Annotated in this window: 15 protein-coding genes; 7 read left to right on the top strand and 8 right to left on the bottom strand. The window is 70.5% G+C overall.

The window, feature by feature from the left end; translation table 11 throughout:
- Positions 1–54 precede the first annotated feature (54 nt).
- Both B0B15_RS13065 and B0B15_RS13070 read right to left on the bottom strand, forming a co-directional pair.
- Positions 55–717, bottom strand: coding sequence for a DUF3027 domain-containing protein (locus B0B15_RS13065; RefSeq protein ID WP_076676766.1), 663 nt, complete (start codon positions 715–717; stop codon positions 55–57).
- Complete coding sequence (locus B0B15_RS13070; protein ID WP_076676768.1) at positions 701–1,084, bottom strand: cold-shock protein; 384 nt, start codon at positions 1,082–1,084, stop codon at positions 701–703. Before B0B15_RS13070 ends, B0B15_RS13065 begins: the two co-directional genes overlap by 17 nt.
- A 106-nt stretch (positions 1,085–1,190) precedes the next feature.
- Here B0B15_RS13070 and B0B15_RS13075 point away from each other — a divergent pair, with 106 nt between their 5' ends.
- The 5 genes from B0B15_RS13075 to B0B15_RS13095 all read left to right on the top strand — a co-directional run bounded on the left by B0B15_RS13075 (position 1,191) and on the right by B0B15_RS13095 (position 7,476).
- Entirely contained in the window at positions 1,191–1,472 is a 282-nt protein-coding gene (locus B0B15_RS13075; protein ID WP_076676770.1) for a multidrug ABC transporter ATPase, read from the top strand.
- A gap of 1 nt (position 1,473) precedes the next feature.
- The gene (locus B0B15_RS13080) at positions 1,474–3,201 is read left to right on the top strand and encodes a helicase-associated domain-containing protein (protein ID WP_076676772.1); all 1,728 of its coding nucleotides are present in this window, start codon (positions 1,474–1,476) and stop codon (positions 3,199–3,201) included.
- Positions 3,202–3,248: 47 nt separating this feature from the next.
- Positions 3,249–4,898, top strand: a complete 1,650-nt coding sequence (locus B0B15_RS13085) for a DNA repair helicase XPB (RefSeq protein ID WP_076676774.1) — start codon at positions 3,249–3,251, stop codon at positions 4,896–4,898.
- Between the two features lie 69 nt (positions 4,899–4,967).
- Positions 4,968–5,660, top strand: a complete 693-nt coding sequence (locus B0B15_RS13090) for a response regulator transcription factor (protein WP_076676776.1) — start codon at positions 4,968–4,970, stop codon at positions 5,658–5,660.
- 136 nt (positions 5,661–5,796) lie between these two features.
- Positions 5,797–7,476 carry a sensor histidine kinase gene (locus tag B0B15_RS13095; protein WP_176776665.1) on the top strand — a complete coding sequence of 560 codons (1,680 nt, stop codon included), beginning with the start codon at positions 5,797–5,799 and terminating at the stop codon, positions 7,474–7,476.
- A gap of 243 nt (positions 7,477–7,719) precedes the next feature.
- Here B0B15_RS13095 and groL read toward each other — a convergent pair whose 3' ends face one another.
- The 5 genes from groL to B0B15_RS13120 form a co-directional block, all read right to left on the bottom strand.
- Positions 7,720–9,339: a chaperonin GroEL gene (groL, locus tag B0B15_RS13100; RefSeq protein ID WP_076676780.1), complete on the bottom strand. Its 1,620-nt coding sequence runs from the start codon at positions 9,337–9,339 to the stop codon at positions 7,720–7,722.
- A gap of 171 nt (positions 9,340–9,510) precedes the next feature.
- Positions 9,511–9,711: a cold-shock protein gene (locus B0B15_RS13105; RefSeq protein ID WP_076676782.1), complete on the bottom strand. Its 201-nt coding sequence runs from the start codon at positions 9,709–9,711 to the stop codon at positions 9,511–9,513.
- Between the two features lie 131 nt (positions 9,712–9,842).
- Positions 9,843–10,445, bottom strand: a complete 603-nt coding sequence (locus tag B0B15_RS13110; RefSeq protein WP_076676784.1) for a LytR C-terminal domain-containing protein — start codon at positions 10,443–10,445, stop codon at positions 9,843–9,845.
- Positions 10,446–10,480: 35 nt separating this feature from the next.
- Positions 10,481–10,735: a DUF3263 domain-containing protein gene (locus tag B0B15_RS13115; protein WP_076676786.1), complete on the bottom strand. Its 255-nt coding sequence runs from the start codon at positions 10,733–10,735 to the stop codon at positions 10,481–10,483.
- A 9-nt stretch (positions 10,736–10,744) separates the two neighbouring features.
- Entirely contained in the window at positions 10,745–11,734 is a 990-nt protein-coding gene (locus B0B15_RS13120; protein WP_076676788.1) for a DUF2332 domain-containing protein, read from the bottom strand.
- Between the two features lie 73 nt (positions 11,735–11,807).
- On the opposite strand from B0B15_RS13120, the gene msrB reads away from it, so the two are divergent.
- On the top strand, positions 11,808–12,227 hold the full coding sequence (gene msrB, locus B0B15_RS13125; protein ID WP_076676790.1) for a peptide-methionine (R)-S-oxide reductase MsrB: 420 nt from the start codon (positions 11,808–11,810) through the stop codon (positions 12,225–12,227).
- Positions 12,224–12,793, top strand: coding sequence for a nitroreductase family protein (locus B0B15_RS13130; protein ID WP_076676792.1), 570 nt, complete (start codon positions 12,224–12,226; stop codon positions 12,791–12,793). The genes msrB and B0B15_RS13130 overlap by 4 nt, the downstream gene beginning before the upstream one ends.
- A 110-nt stretch (positions 12,794–12,903) precedes the next feature.
- Here the strand turns inward: B0B15_RS13130 and B0B15_RS13135 are convergent, their stop codons facing one another.
- Positions 12,904–13,845: a DMT family transporter gene (locus tag B0B15_RS13135; RefSeq protein ID WP_176776657.1), complete on the bottom strand. Its 942-nt coding sequence runs from the start codon at positions 13,843–13,845 to the stop codon at positions 12,904–12,906.
- Between the last annotated feature and the right edge of the window lie 16 nt (positions 13,846–13,861).

Genomic DNA, 13,861 nt, shown 5'->3' on the forward strand with positions numbered 1-13,861 from the left:
GACGAAGGCCGCCCCGCATCCCGCGGGGCGGCCTTCGTCGGTCAGAGGCGGAATTCAATAGCTGCGTTCGCGCTCGTCGTCGTCTTCGTCGAAGTCGTCGTCCGCATCGTCTTCGTCCGGCTCGTCGTCATCCGAGTCATCGTCGTCCGAGTCATCGTCGTCCGACTCGTCGTCATCCGAGTCATCGTCGTCCGACTCGTCGCCGGCCGAGCGGTCCGCGTCGAGCTCGTCGATGTCGACGCCGTCGAGGTCGCCGGCGTGGAAGCGGGCCTTGGGCTCGTCCTCATCGTCGTCGTCGTCCGTGTCGTCTTCCGCGTCCTCGTCTTCCGCGTCCTCGTCGTCCGCATCCTCGGCGGCGCCCGCGGCCGCGGCCGCAGCCTGGGCAGCCTGGTACTCGGCGAGCCGCGTGGCCCACGGCACCCAGTCGGGGGCGAGCAGCGCGCCGTCACCGGGGAGCAGTTCGACCTCGAGCACCGTCGGGTCGGATTCCTCGACCACCGCCACGCTCACCGTCCAGAACCATCCGGGGTATCCCGACAGGCGCGTGTGGAAACGGAGGGAGACGACGCCGTCCTCTTCGAGGGTGTACCCCGCGGCAGGGCCGACGGTGTCGGCGGCGGTGATCTCGTGCAGGGCAGCGAGCGCGAGGTCGTGCGCGCCGGTCAGCCGCTCGTCGGCGACCTGCGAGGGATCCACCTGCTCAGGCTTCGAAGTCATCGGCGACCTTGCGCAGGACCGCGGCGATCTTCTGGGCGTGCGGGCCGTTGGGGTACCGGCCGCGACGAAGGTCGCCACCGATGCCGTCGAGGAGCTTCACGAGGTCCTCCACGATGATCGCCATGTCGTCGGCCGGCTTGCGCGACCGCTTCGACAGGCTCACCGGGGCGTCCAGCACGCGCACCGACAGCGCCTGGAGTCCGCGCTTGCCGTCGGCCACGCCGAACTCGAGGCGCGTTCCGGCCTTCGGGGCGGGGGTCCCGGCGGGCAGAGCCGTGGCGTGCAGGAACACGTCCTGGCCGTCATCGGTGCTGATGAAGCCGAAGCCCTTCTCGTCGTCGTAGAACCTGACCTTGCCGGTGGGCATGGACACCTCGCTGGATATGTGCGCGAACGCGCGGCGGAACGCGGGAGCCGAACGGATCCCGGTCTTCCAGCCTACGACACCGGCGCCAGGCAGTAGGCTGAGCGCGATGAGCACCCGCACCACCGGCGGCAGCACGCCGGGCGACGACGTTCCCGTCCGACGTATCGACCGCATTCTGGCGTTCATGTCGCTGGGCCTCCTCGTGCTGTCGATCGTGTGCTTCTTCGCGATCATCGTGGGTTCCAGCTCGGGCGCCGACATGGGCTCGGGTCTCTGGCCGACCATCGGGGTCATCGTCTACATCGCTCCCCCGATCGCCTTCGCGTGCTTACTCGCCGTCCTCATCATGAGCTTCGTCCGAAGGGCGCGGGCCAACAAGGCCCGCTGACGTGCCCGAGACCTCCGCACAACGCGCACTGGCGGTCTCGTTGGGCGCGCGCGACGACGCCGATCTGGCGCGACTGTTCGCCGGGCGCCACGTGTCGCCGTCGAGCACGTGGCGCGACATGTTCGACGCCGCCGAGGCGCTTCTCGATCCGGCCTCGGTCGCCCGCGAACTCCCGACCCTGACGCGCGACGAAGCGGTCGCCCTCGTCAATGCCGTCGGCGGCACTGCGGCCGGCGGCTCCGCGCGCGACGCGCTGATGGCCCACGCGCTGGTCGGCGAAGACGGCATCCCGTTCCCCCCTGTCGCGGCCGCGGTGCACGAGGCGTTCCCCGACGGCCTTCCCGCCGCCCGACCGGCATCCACGCCGATCGCGTCCCCCGAGACGGCGTCGGCGGCCGCGGAAGCCGCGTTCACCAACGCCGCCTCCGTCGCCGACGTCCTCATGCTCACGCTCGAGTCCCCCCTCGGTCGCATCGGGTCGGGCTCCCTCGGCGCGACCGAACGGCGGCGACTCGTCGACGCGGGAGCCGTCACGTCGGCCGCGGAGGCCGACCTCCTGGTGGGTCTCGCCGCCGACGTGGGCCTGCTCGGCGCGAACGATCGCGCGTGGCTGGTGTCGTCGTCCGGTCGCTCGTGGCTGCGCCTGCCGACGCTCGAACGCTGGAGCCGCACGGCGGTCGCCCTGCGCGACGCACTCCCCCGGGCGTACCGGTCCGACGACGGCGGATGGATCCCCAGCGACCGCTGGGCCGACGCCACCCCCTTCGACCCCGACGGCCCCGAACGCGCAGCGCTGTGGATCCGGCGACTCGTGCGGTGGGGGCTTCTCGACGCCGACGGGCGCCTCGCGCCCTGGACCGTGCCCCTCGCCGCCGGCGGCGAGCTCGACACCTCCGCGCTCGTGGAACTGCTGCCGCCCGAGGTCGACCGCGTGTATCTGCAGAACGACCTGACCGCCATCGCGCCGGGGCCGCTCGCGCCCCACCTCGACGTGAGACTGCGCACGATGGCGGCGCGCGAATCCCGGGCCCAGGCATCGAGCTATCGCTTCAGTGCCGCCACCGTCGGTGCGGCCATCACCGCCGGCGAGACCGCGGACTCGCTGCGCGACTTCCTCACCGGAATCTCGCTCACGGGTCTCCCGCAGCCCCTCGCCTATGTCATCGAACGCACCTCCGCCGAGCACGGCCGCGTGCGCGTGAGCGTCGACGCCGACACGCACCTCACACGCGTGAGAACCGACGACGAGACGCTGCGGCGTGCGATGGAGGTCGACCAGTCGCTGCGCTCGATCGCGCTCTCCCGCGACGACGACGATCTCGTGTCGCACGTGTCGGCCGACGTGGTGTTCTGGGCGCTCACCGACGCGCACTACCCCGCGGTCGCCGTCGACGCCGGCGGCCGGCCGCGCGCCCTCGAGCGCGCCAGACTCGCGGGCGTGGAGCAGCCCGCGGCCGACCCCGCAGAGGTCTACGCGCCACTGCTCGAGCGCCTGCGCAGCGGCGCGGAGGACTCGGATGCCGCGTGGCTGGAGCGCGAGCTCGACCAGGCGGTGCGCGCCCGGGCGGTCGTCGACGTGACCGTCCGCCTGCCCGACGGGTCGGCGCGGGTGTTCCGCCTCGAGGCGACCGGGCTCGGCGGCGGACGGCTGCGCGGACGAGACCGCGCAGCCGACGTCGAGCGCACGCTTCCGCTGTCGCACATCGACGGGGTCGCTCCCGTCGACTGAGGCCAGGCGACGTCCACCGTCCGTCGACCCCGGTAGAATCGGACGTTATGTCCGACGGCCCCTTGATCGTGCAGAGCGACCGCACCGTCCTCCTCGAAGTCGCCCACCCCCAGGCGGAGACGGCGCGGCACGAGCTCGCGGTCTTCGCCGAGCTCGAGCGCGCACCCGAGCACATCCACACCTACCGCATCACGCGCCTGGGACTGTGGAACGCGCGCGCGGCCGGCCACGACGCCGAAGCGATGCTCGAGACGCTCGACAGATGGTCGCGCTTCCCCGTCCCCGCGTCGGTCAGCACCGACATCCGCGAGACGGTGAACCGGTACGGGCGCCTGGTCATCGAGCGCGACGACGAGGGCGCGCTCGTGCTCCGGTCGACGGATGCCGCCGTCCTCGGCGAGGTCTCCCGCAACAAGCGCATCTCTCCCCTGCTGATCGGGCATCCGACCCCGGACAGCTACCTGGTCGACGCCTGGGCGCGCGGACACATCAAGCAGGAGCTGCTGAAGATCGGCTGGCCCGCCGAAGACCTCGCGGGGTACACCCCGGGTACTCCGCACCCGATCGACCTCGCCGAAGACGGATGGAGTCTGCGTCCGTACCAGCGTCAGGCGGTGGACTCGTTCTCGGAGGGCGGGTCGGGCGTCGTCGTGCTCCCCTGCGGCGCGGGCAAGACGCTCGTGGGCGCGGGAGCCATGGCCGACACGCGCACGACGACCCTCATCCTCGTCACCAACACCGTCAGCGCGCGGCAGTGGCGCGACGAACTGCTGCGACGCACCACGCTGACCCCCGAGGAGATCGGCGAGTACTCCGGCCAGGTCAAGGAGATCAAGCCGGTCACGATCGCGACCTACCAGATCCTCACCGCCAAGCGGAAAGGCCAGTACGCCCACCTCGCCCTTCTCGACGCGCTCGACTGGGGTCTCGTGCTCTACGACGAGGTGCATCTGCTCCCCGCCCCGGTCTTCAAGCTCACCGCCGATCTGCAGGCTCGGCGCCGCCTGGGGCTGACCGCGACGCTCGTGCGCGAGGACGGCCGCGAGGGCGACGTCTTCAGCCTCATCGGACCCAAGCGCTTCGACGCGCCGTGGAAGGAGATCGAGGCCCAGGGCTTCATCTCCCCCGCGGCCTGTTACGAGGTGCGCATCGACCTCCCGGCCGACGAGCGTCTCGAGTATGCGGCCGCGGCCGACGAGGACCGCTACCGCCTCGCCGCCACCGCCCCCGCGAAGATCGACGTCACCCGCCGCCTCGTTCAGCGGCATCCGGGTGAGCGCGTCCTGGTGATCGGGCAGTACCTCGACCAGATCGACGAACTCGCCGAGGCCCTGAACGCCCCGCAGATCACCGGGGCCACCCCCGTCCCCGAGCGTGAGGAACTGTTCCAGGGCTTCCGCGACGGCAGCATCCCTCTGCTGGTCGTGTCGAAGGTGGCGAACTTCTCGGTCGACCTCCCCGAGGCCTCCGTCGCCATCCAGGTGTCGGGTTCGTTCGGCTCGCGCCAGGAGGAGGCCCAGCGCCTCGGACGCCTGTTGCGGCCGAAGCAGTCGAACCACACGGCGAGCTTCTATACGCTCATCGCGCGCGACACCGTCGACCAGGATTTCGCCCAGAACCGCCAGCGCTTCCTCGCCGAACAGGGCTACGCCTACACGATCCTGGATGCCGACGGGATCGACGCCGCCGCCGCCTGACGCATACCAGCACGCGGCTTTCCGTTCCATATCCAGGACATTGCTGGGTCGCATCACGATAATGAGGGGATGACAGCTCCTCGCATCCTCGTCGTGGACGACGAACCGAACATCCGCGACCTGCTCATCACGAGCCTGCGCTTCGCCGGTTTCCAGGTGCGAGCCGTGGCCAACGGCGCGCAGACGATCTCGGCCGTGCTGGAAGAAGAACCCGACCTCATCGTGCTCGACGTGATGCTGCCGGACATGAACGGCTTCAGCGTCACCAAGCGCCTGCGCGGTGCCGGCTACACGGCGCCCATCCTCTTCCTCACCGCGAAGGACGAGACCGAGGACAAGATCGAGGGCTTGAACGCCGGCGGCGACGACTACGTCACCAAGCCGTTCAGCCTCGACGAGATCGTCGCCCGCATCCAGGCGATCCTGCGTCGCACGATGCAGGCCGACGAGGAGTCGATCATCCGCACCGGCGAGCTGACGATGGATCAGGACACCCACGACGTCAGCGTCGGCGACGTGTCGATCGACCTCAGCCCGACGGAGTTCAAGCTCTTGCGCTACCTCATGCTCAACCCCAACCGCGTGCTGTCGAAGGCGCAGATCCTCGACCACGTCTGGGAGTACGACTTCAACGGCGACGCGGGGATCGTCGAGAGCTACATCTCCTACCTCCGTCGCAAGATCGATCCGCACTCCTCCGAGCCGCTCATCCAGACCAAGCGCGGCTTCGGCTACATGCTGAAGTCGGGCAAGAGCGCCTGAGCGGAAGGCATCCGTCCTGTCGCCCTCCGACGATGCCCTGACGCGCTGGTGGCGGGGCCTGAGCCTTCGGACCAAGGTCACCGGCGTGACCGTCGCGCTCCTCGCGATCGGTCTGTTCACCGCGGGCATCGGCACCATGGTGTTCCTGCGCACCACCCTGGTGAACAACCTCGACGAGCAGCTGGCGCAGCAGGCGGCGGGCAGCATCGCGAACAGCATCTTCACCACCACCCCTGTTGACGGCGGCATCGAGTTCACGCAGGTCGAGAACGCCCCGCAGATCGGATCGATGGTCGTCGTCTACGGCCCCGACGGTCGGCGCGAGGCGTTCTACAACGGCACCGCGTCGACGACGCTGCCCGAGATCCCGCAGGACTTCACGCTCGAGCAGACGTATCTGCAGATCGACCGCCGCATCGAGCTCGAAGACCCCGACTCGGGTCAGCACTTCCTCGCGCGCGTCGGCGTGCTGCAGCCGCAGGGCAATCCCGGCGTCTACACGCAGATGATCATCCAGCCGTTGGCGCCCACCGACCGCATCGTCGCCGCCTACATCGGCATCTACGCCTTCGTGGCGCTCCTCATCCTCATCGCCACGGCCCTCCTCACCCGCTGGCTGGTCACCCTGGCGTTCCGCAACCTCCGGCAGGTCGAGACGACCGCGATGGACATCGCGGCGGGCGACTTCAGCCAGCGCCTCACCGACATCGTCCCCGACACCGAGGTGGGGCGGCTGAAGACCGCGATCAACGCGATGCTCGCGCGCATCGACGGCGCCCTCGGGCAGAGGGATGCCACGGTGCGGCAGATGCGCCGGTTCATCGGCGACGCGAGCCATGAGCTGCGCACGCCGCTGGTGACCATGCGCGGATACGCCGAGCTGTACCGCATGGGGGCGATCCGCTCCGACGAGGACGTGGCCCAGTCGATGGAGCGCATCGAGAAGGAGGCGATCCGGATGGGCGCGCTGGTCGAGGACCTCCTCGCCCTCGCCCGCCTCGACGAGCGCCGCGACGTCTCGATCACCGCCCTCGACCTGCGGCCGATCGCGCGGGACGCTGCGCTCGACCTGCGCGTGACCTCCCCGCAGCGCGAGGTCACGGTCGACGACACCACTTCGCGCGACGAGCTGGTGCTCCCCACCATCACCCTCGATCCCTTGCTCGATGCCGGCGGCCAGCCCGCCGAGGCCGCGATCCGGCGCCGCGGAGCCCCGACCACCTCGGCCATGGCGATCGCGGGGGCGACGCTATCGCGCCTGCGTCGCCGGACGAAGGATGCCGCCGACCCGGCCGCGACGACCGGGGAAGCCCCCGTGGCGGCCCCGGCCGCCCCGCCGGCCGGCGTCACCCGCTCGGCCCCGCGACTCGCGCCGATCGTGCTCGGAGACGAGAACAAGGTGCGCCAGGTCGTGGCCAACCTCCTGGGCAACGCGCGCCGCTTCACCGCCGACGACTCCCCCATCGGTCTGCGCGTCGGAGTGGATGCCGAGAACGACATGGGCTGGATCGAGATCATCGACCACGGTGAGGGCGTTCCCGAGCAGATCCGCGATCAGATCTTCCAGCGCTTCTGGCGCGCCGACACCTCGCGCACGCGCGAGACGGGAGGTTCCGGGCTGGGTCTGTCGATCGTGGCATCCATCGTCGATCTCCTGCACGGGACCGTCGCGGTGCACGACACCCCCGGAGGCGGGGCGACATTCCGGGTCTCCCTGCCGCTGGCCGACCGCCGCGACGCGCAGGAGCACGCGCTCATCGAGACCCAGCCGCTCGAGCGACTGCCCGACGACTACCGCCCCGCGACCGACGCCTGACCGGCGTCCGTCGCGCGGTCGACCCGACGCCCGGCCGGGCAGGCCGCGCCGGGGTGCCAATACCCGTGTCGCCGAGCTCGAGTCGGCGACGGATTCCGCCCGATCAACGGCCGCGCATACGAAATCGGATGCGTCTGCGCCGGACCGCCTGCGGAGGAGACACCCCTCATCCCGCTGCCTCACCGGTGGAACGGAGAACGCCCCCTCCCGAAGGAGGGGGCGTTCTCAGGCGTCAGGCGTGGATCAGAAGTCCATGCCGCCCGTCGGGTCGCCCGCGGGAGCGGCGACCTTCTCGGGCTTGTCGGCGACGACGGCCTCGGTCGTGAGGAACAGACCGGCGATGGATGCCGCGTTCTGCAGGGCCGAACGAGTCACCTTGGCGGGGTCGATGATGCCCTGTGCGAACAGGTCACCGTACTCGCCCGTGGCGGCGTTCAGGCCGTGGCCCACAGGGAGCTCCGAGACCTTGTTGGCGACGACACCGGGCTCGAGACCGGCGTTCAGCGCGATCTGCTTGAGCGGCGCCTCGATGGCGACCTTCACGATGTTCGCACCGGTCGCCTCGTCGCCCGAGAGCTCGAGGTTCGCGAGAGCGGTCTTGCCGGCCTGGATGAGCGCGACGCCACCACCGGCGACGACACCCTCTTCCACCGCCGCCTTGGCGTTGCGCACGGCGTCTTCGATGCGGTGCTTGCGCTCCTTGAGCTCGACCTCGGTCGCGGCTCCGGCCTTGATGACGGCGACGCCACCGGCGAGCTTCGCGAGGCGCTCCTGGAGCTTCTCGCGGTCGTAGTCGCTGTCGGTGTTCTCGATCTCGCGGCGGATCTGGGTCACGCGACCCTCGATCAGCTCCGACTCGCCGGCACCCTCGACGATCGTGGTCTCGTCCTTGGTGATGATGACCTTGCGCGCGCGGCCGAGCAGGTCGACGGTCGCGTTCTCGAGCTTGAGGCCCACCTCTTCGGTGATGACCTGGCCGCCGGTGAGGATCGCGATGTCCTGCAGCTGCGCCTTGCGGCGGTCGCCGAAGCCGGGGGCCTTGACGGCGACCGACTTGAAGATGCCGCGGATCTTGTTCAGCACCAGGGTCGCGAGCGCTTCGCCCTCGACGTCCTCGGCGATGATGAGGAGCTCCTTGCCCTCCTGGATCACCTTGTCGACGATCGGCAGAAGGTCCTTGATGTTGGAGATCTTCTGGTTCGCGATCAAGATGTAGGGGTCTTCGAAGACCGCTTCCTGACGCTCGGGGTCGGTGACGAAGTAGGGGTTGATGTAGCCCTTGTCGAAGCGCATGCCCTCGGTGAGCTCGAGCTCGGTGCCGAAGGTGTTCGACTCCTCGACGGTGACGACGCCTTCCTTGCCGACCTTGTCGATGGCCTCGGCGATGAGCTCGCCGATCGCGGGGTCGGCGGCCGAGATCGACGCGGTGGCGGCGATCTGCTCCTTGGACTCGACCTCCTTGGCCGAGGAGAGGAGCTCGTCGGTGACGGCCTTGACGGCCTTCTCGATGCCCTTCTTCAGGCTGATGGGGTCGGCGCCGGCGGCGACGTTGCGCAGGCCCTCGCGAACGAGTGCCTGGGCGAGGACGGTGGCCGTGGTGGTGCCGTCACCCGCGACGTCGTCGGTCTTCTTGGCGACCTCCTTGACCAGCTCGGCGCCGATCTTCTCGTACGGGTCGTCGAGCTCGATCTCCTTGGCGATCGAGACGCCGTCGTTCGTGATCGTGGGGGCTCCCCACTTCTTCTCGAGCACGACGTTGCGACCGCGCGGGCCCAGGGTCACCTTGACGGCGTCGGCCAGCGTGTTGAGGCCGCGCTCGAGACCGCGGCGGGCCTCTTCGTCGAAAGCGATGATCTTTGCCATAAGTGTGTCGTCCCTCCCGGACGGGTGACTTCCAGATTTTGGCACTCGACGAAAGCGAGTGCTAACTCATTCTGGCACTCGCCCCTGGGGAGTGCAAGCCGCGACACCGTCGGTGAGACGACGAACGCCGTGGCATCCGGAGGGGGATGCCACGGCGTTCGAGCCAGCGGATCAGGCCAGTCGCACGGACTCCGCCTGAGGGCCCTTCTGACCGGTGCCGACGGTGAACTCGACCGCCTGGCCCTCCTCGAGGACCCGGAAGCCCGACATCTCGATGCTCGAGTAGTGGACGAACACGTCCTGCCCATCGGACACGGTGATGAACCCGTAGCCCTTCTCGGCGTTGAACCATTTGACGGTGCCCTGCGTCATGCGAATCTCCTGTTGCTGGATGACCCGGTCATCGTAAGCACGCCGGATGCCGCCGAATCGGCCCGTCCGACGATTGTTGACGCGCGCGCACCCAACTTGTTACGCCGCGGAAACACGCGGCCTACGCGGGGTCACTGCGCCGCGGCGGAGGGGGTCGCACCGGAGGCGCGGTCGAGGCCGATCACCACGACGAGGCGCTTGACGGCGCTCTCGTCATCGGGGGTGTTCGGGTCGTCGGTGGGCTGCAGGAAGTCGCTCTGGGCCACCTCGGCGCCGCCGATCGTCTGAGCGAGGCCCTGCGCCGCCGCCGCGTCGTCGTCGCGGAGGTAGTAGACGGTGGTCTGCGCGAAGTCGGTGGAGTCGGAGTCGCCCGTCTCGACGGTGTCACCGGCCCACCCGGCCGCCACGATCTGGTCCCGAACGGACGAGGCGAGACCGTCCTGACCGGTGCCGTTGAGCACGACCACCGAGTACGAGGTGTCGACGACCGCCGGTGCGCTCGACTCCGCCGAGACGGTCGGCGCGGGCGCGGCATCCTCACCGAAGCTGATGCGGCCCGACACCACGAGGGATCCGAAGATGCCCACGATGATGAGCACGAGCGTGGCGATGGCCGCCCAGAGGAACACGATCCACCCGCGGGTGCGCGGTCGCTCGGCCCGGTGCGCTCCGACCCGGCCGGTCGAGTCGGGCAGGTCGTCGAAGCGATCCCGAGGGAAGGTCGATCTGGCCATTGGACGATGCTATCGGTCGTCGCCGGGGCGCCCCGTCAGCGCGTCGCCGTCCGCCCCAGCCGTGCGCGCTGCTGCGCGGCCGCATCATCGCGGCGACGTCGGAGCCGGCGCACCAGCATCGGGTCGTGCGCGAGGGCGTCGGGGGTGTCGATCAATCGGCCGAGGAGTTGGTAGTACCGGGCGGGCGTGATCGAGAATTCCGCCCGGATCGCCTCCTCCTTCGCACCCGCGTGGCGCCGCCATTCACCCTCGAAGGCGAGGAAGGCGAGGTCGCGGTCCGAAAGAGGCACGCCGCCACGCTACTGCGCCGACGCTCCCCGCCCCGGATGCCACGCCACCCACGCGCCGAGCGGATCCACCTCGCCCAGCACCTCGCCGTCCAGGGCGAGGGCGAAACCGCCCCGCTCCGCGGTCGGCGTTCCCGTCCATCCGTCGTGGAGCCCGGGAGCGTCGAGGGTCACCCATCGCCCCGCGGCGCGGGCCGCATCGATGACCGCCCCGCGCCGCGCGCGCGGTACGTGCGCGAGCACGCCCGGCGTGGTGACCACGAGCGTGGCGTCGCCCGGCGCCTGGGCGGCGAGCGCCGGCAGCGCGTCCGCGCCGTCGCCGGAGACCAGGAGCGGCGGGTCGTCGGCGGCGATGTCGAGGGCGGCGACGATGCGCTCTCGCCGCCCCTCCTCCCCCGGCCACACCAGACCCGCGAGCCAGGCCCGGTCGTCCGTGTCGCGAGCGTCGAGCGGGTTGAGGTCGATCCCGGCGCGCCAGACGATCTCGGGCATCCGGAACGCGGGGTCGCCGGTCAGGTCGCTGTGCAGCTCGACCGCCGACGGACCGTCGACCGGGTCGAGGGCGATGAGCTCGTCGCCGCGGTGGTAGCGGTACGAGTATCGGTCGGGGTACAGGCACAGACCGGCGCTCGCGCCGACCTCGAGCAGCGCGATCGGACCGTCGATCCGCGCGAGCACCGGCAGCAGTGCCGCGCACCGGAGCGGTTCGTTCGTCTGCACGCTGCGCACGCGGCACTGCGCGGCGATCTCGTCGGCGTGGGCGGGGACCCACCGTGCCCACGCGTCGACGTCGTCCATCGGCGCCCCCAGCACGCGCATGACGGCGAAGACCAGCGAGGGTTGACGTCGCGTGTCGGGGATCGACGACAGCGCGGCCGCGACGTCAGCGTCGTCGACCACGCGGTGCGCCCATGCCTCGTAGAGCGCGGATCTGCCGGGCGCCTCCTCGCGGGCGAACCGCCCGTAGCGCTCGACGACGGCATCCACGGCATCCTGATCCACCCTCGAATCATCGCAGCACGACCCGACCGGGGCCGGGCACGAGAGAATGGGACGCAGACGAAGGAGAGAACACATGACCTACGCCGTCGACAAGTCCGACGACCAGTGGCGCGCCGAGCTCAGCCCGGAGCAGTACGCGGTGCTGCGCCAGGCCGGCACCGAACGCGCCTGGACCGGTGAGCTGCTCGACGAGAGCCGCGCCGGCCTGTACACCTGCGCCGCGTGCGGCAACGAGCTGTTCCAGAGCGGCACCAAGTTCGACTCGCACTGCGGGTGGCCGAGCTTCTACGAGTCGGTGCGCCCCGAGGCGGTCGAGCTGCTCGACGACAACAGCCACGGCATGCAGCGCACCGAGGTGCGGTGCGCGAACTGCGGCTCGCACCTGGGCCACGTCTTCCCCGACGGCTTCGGCACCCCCACCGGCGACCGGTACTGCATGAACTCCCTGTCGCTGAACTTCACCCCGGCCGACTCTCCCGCCGACGGGGCATGAGCGCCCTCGAGGCCATGCGCGACCGCCGGTCGTGGTCGAAGGTCACCGACCTCGCTCCCACCGGCCCCGAGCTCGAGGCCTTCGTCGCCGCCGCCGGTCGCGTCGCCGATCACAAGAGCCTCAAGCCGTGGCGTCTCATCGAGATCCGCGGCGCCGATCGCGACCTTCTCGCGCGTGCACTCAACAAGGCCGACGGCAAGAAGGGGTACTCCTCCAAGCCCCGTCGCGCACCGCTAATCATCGCGGTGGTGGCCGATTTCGGCTCGAAGAAGATCCCCGCGTGGGAGCAGGAGGCCGTGGCATCCGGTGTCGCCCACATGCTGAGCCTCGTGCTCGACGAAGCAGGTTTCGGGGTGTTCTGGCGCACCGACGACAACACCCGCCACAAGGTGCTGGCCAAGGCCCACGGCCTGTCGAAGCACGAGGTGCTGCTGGGCTGGCTCTACGTCGGCGGCAAGCCGACGATGTCGCGTCCGGTCCGCCGCAAGACCGTGGATGCCGCGAAGCACATCTCCCGCATGCCCGGCGGCAGGAAGAAGCGCAAGGTCGACGAGACGCGCCTCTGACCTCCCCGCGGGAACGGCCTCGACGCCGCCGGCTCCGGTCGGCGGCGTCGTCGCGTCCGCGGCGGACGTGCTGAGCGTTGTCCGCGGCCGCGATGCCCCGGTGGAGGGGATCAGGGGCGGCGACGCCGCAACGGCACCGCGGCGACCACGACACCCGCGATGGCGACGGCGGCCGCCAGCAGCGCCACCGGTGTCGAGGGTGCGGCGGGAGCGGGCCACAGGGCGTCCAGCAGCACCGAGGTGGTGAGCAGCCCGACCACGGAGCCGAGCCCGAGCAGCAGCACGCCCGTGCGACGCACGACCACGGCTGACAGGAAGATGTAGATCACGCCCACGGCTCCGCCGACGTAGAGCCACGGTTCCGTCGGCACGACCCGTGGCGCGCCCACCACCGCGACGTGCACGAACGCCGCCACCAGCAGCACCACGGTGCCGCCGATGAAGTTCACCAGCGTCGCGGTCAGCGGGCTCTCCACGCGCACGCGCAGTCGACCGTTGGTCCCCTGCTGCCAGGCGACGCCCGCGCCTGCGATGGCCGGAACGACGAGCATCCACAGCGGCACACCGCCGATGGCATCCCCCGACAGGCAGACCACGACGCCGCCGATGGCCAGCAGCGCCCCCACGACCCGGCGCACCGTGACGGGCACGACCCCCGCCGGCCCGTAGCCGACGCGGTCGAGAACGAGACCGCCGGTGGTCTGGCCCGCGACGAACCCGACGGTGAAGAGGGCGACCCCGATCGTCGCGACCGTCAGCCCCTGGCTCGCGACGGTGAACGCTCCCGCGAGGCCGCCCAGCAGCATCCAGGCGGGAATGGTCCGCGACCGGATGCCGGACACGAGGCGTCCGAACCCGCGTCGGCCCTGCGGGACCAGTGCCGACAGCACGATGAGGAGGGCCAGGCCCGAGCCGAACGAGATCGCGGCGGCGACGAACCCGTCAACGATCTCGGCGCCGAGCGTGCCGTTGATCCGCGCCTGCAGCGCCGTGAGGGCGCCGATCAGCACCGCTCCGGCGACGGCGATGCCGATCGATCCGCGCTCCGACACCGCTCTCCTCTCGCTC

Source organism: Microbacterium sp. RU1D, assembly GCF_900156435.1.
Lineage (GTDB): Bacteria > Actinomycetota > Actinomycetes > Actinomycetales > Microbacteriaceae > Microbacterium.

What these genes read in the sequence shown, in the direction of transcription:
- B0B15_RS13085 (WP_076676774.1), top strand. Translation starts at nt 3,249, where the DNA reads ATGTCCGACGGCCCCTTGATCGTGCAGAGCGACCGCACCGTCCTCCTC.
- B0B15_RS13070 (WP_076676768.1), bottom strand. Translation starts at nt 1,084, where the DNA reads ATGCCCACCGGCAAGGTCAGGTTCTACGACGACGAGAAGGGCTTCGGC.
- groL (WP_076676780.1), bottom strand. Translation starts at nt 9,339, where the DNA reads ATGGCAAAGATCATCGCTTTCGACGAAGAGGCCCGCCGCGGTCTCGAG.
- B0B15_RS13130 (WP_076676792.1), top strand. Translation starts at nt 12,224, where the DNA reads ATGAGCGCCCTCGAGGCCATGCGCGACCGCCGGTCGTGGTCGAAGGTC.
- B0B15_RS13095 (WP_176776665.1), top strand. Translation starts at nt 5,797, where the DNA reads ATGGTGTTCCTGCGCACCACCCTGGTGAACAACCTCGACGAGCAGCTG.
- B0B15_RS13075 (WP_076676770.1), top strand. Translation starts at nt 1,191, where the DNA reads ATGAGCACCCGCACCACCGGCGGCAGCACGCCGGGCGACGACGTTCCC.
- msrB (WP_076676790.1), top strand. Translation starts at nt 11,808, where the DNA reads ATGACCTACGCCGTCGACAAGTCCGACGACCAGTGGCGCGCCGAGCTC.
- B0B15_RS13110 (WP_076676784.1), bottom strand. Translation starts at nt 10,445, where the DNA reads ATGGCCAGATCGACCTTCCCTCGGGATCGCTTCGACGACCTGCCCGAC.
- B0B15_RS13105 (WP_076676782.1), bottom strand. Translation starts at nt 9,711, where the DNA reads ATGACGCAGGGCACCGTCAAATGGTTCAACGCCGAGAAGGGCTACGGG.
- B0B15_RS13090 (WP_076676776.1), top strand. Translation starts at nt 4,968, where the DNA reads ATGACAGCTCCTCGCATCCTCGTCGTGGACGACGAACCGAACATCCGC.
- B0B15_RS13065 (WP_076676766.1), bottom strand. Translation starts at nt 717, where the DNA reads ATGACTTCGAAGCCTGAGCAGGTGGATCCCTCGCAGGTCGCCGACGAG.